The sequence below is a fragment of the Rhizobium sp. UBA1881 genome (assembly GCF_002338015.1).
GTDB lineage: Bacteria > Pseudomonadota > Alphaproteobacteria > Rhizobiales > Rhizobiaceae > Rhizobium.
Map to the genome: position 1 here is coordinate 4168 of NZ_DDHH01000020.1, position 1298 is coordinate 5465.

A 1298-nucleotide genomic window follows, 5' to 3' on the forward strand; every position below is an offset into this window, starting at 1 on the left:
CAGTCACGAAGGCGCACCAGTTTACCATAGGTGCCTCGTGCGTCTTGACACAGCTTTTAGTCGTGAGAGGGTCGCGCGGACCGGCATGGGGCCGTCACGAAGAGGTCGAGCAATGGGAAGCCAACGCCAGCATGCAGATGCGCTCAGCCGGGCGATAGCGACGACGCTGCGTACCGCGGCGATCGGCATAACGCTCTTGCTCATCGCGGCGCCGTCGGCTGGCGCTGAGGATCGCGTGCAGACACAGGCGTCGATGGAGCAGGTCGCGAAGCTTTTGGACACAATGAGCGAGCAGTTCGCCAAGGCTAATACGCTTTTAGAGCGCCGCAACGCCTTCGAGAAGCTGATGCAGAAGACGCCGGGACCATCACGTGTGCAGATCCGGGAAGTTGATGCGGGCGGCGTTGACGCAGAGCTGATATGGCCCGCGCGTCTTCACTATACGCTCGGCAAACGCGCCATCCTCTATGTTCATGGTGGTGGCTTCTACAGCGGGTCGTTGGATACACACCGTGCGTCGGCTGCCTCCTTTGCAAAGGCGGCGTCGGCGGATGTTCTGCTGATCGATTATCGCCTGGCGCCTGAGTACCCCTATCCCTCGCAAATCGACGACACCTTGACCGCCTACCTTTGGCTGCTCGATGCGGGGTATGAGAGCAGCAACATCATTATGCTTGGCGATGCCGTCGGAGGCAATCTTGCGATCGAAGCGGTGTTACGGCAGATCAAGTTGAAGGGGCCGTCGCCGGCTGCCGTCATCACGATCAGCGCCGTGACCGATCTTGCGGCGACGGGCGCATCGATCAGGACCAATGCAGCCAATGATCCCTTCGGCAATGCATTGCAGCTAGACGCAGCGCGAAAGGCCTATCTCGCAGATCGCTCGCCGACTGATCCGCGCGTGTCGCCGCTTTATGCCGACATGAAGGGTTTTCCGCCATTATTGATGCAGGTCGGCTCGAGGGAAATTTCGCTTGACGACACGCTGCGTCTCGCCGACAGGGCCAGACAGGCCGGTGTCGATGTGACGACCGAGGTGCTGCCTGGTATGGTGCATCAATGGCATCTCTTTCCCTTCTGGCTCGATGACGCACGCAAGTCCAACCAACGCGCGGCCGAGTTTGCGCTACAGCATTTCGCTGACAAGCCGCGCGAGTAAAGAGAAGGCGTTCATCGACCGAAGCTGAAGCGCCATTGCCCCAATGTCGGTTGATGTTGCTGGAGACGCTTACCTTGGTAAAGACTAGGCGATTGTCCCGCCGCACTCGTCGGCAATACGCTGGCGGGCGCGATTGACG

1 protein-coding gene is annotated in these 1298 nt (G+C 60.0%); it reads left to right on the forward strand.

Translation table 11 applies throughout. The features are described from left to right. The first annotated feature begins 253 nt into the window (after window positions 1-253). The gene (locus B3605_RS01910) at window positions 254-1159 is read left to right on the forward strand and encodes an alpha/beta hydrolase (RefSeq protein ID WP_296431897.1); all 906 of its coding nucleotides are present in this window, start codon (window positions 254-256) and stop codon (window positions 1157-1159) included. Window positions 1160-1298: the final 139 nt, after the last annotated feature.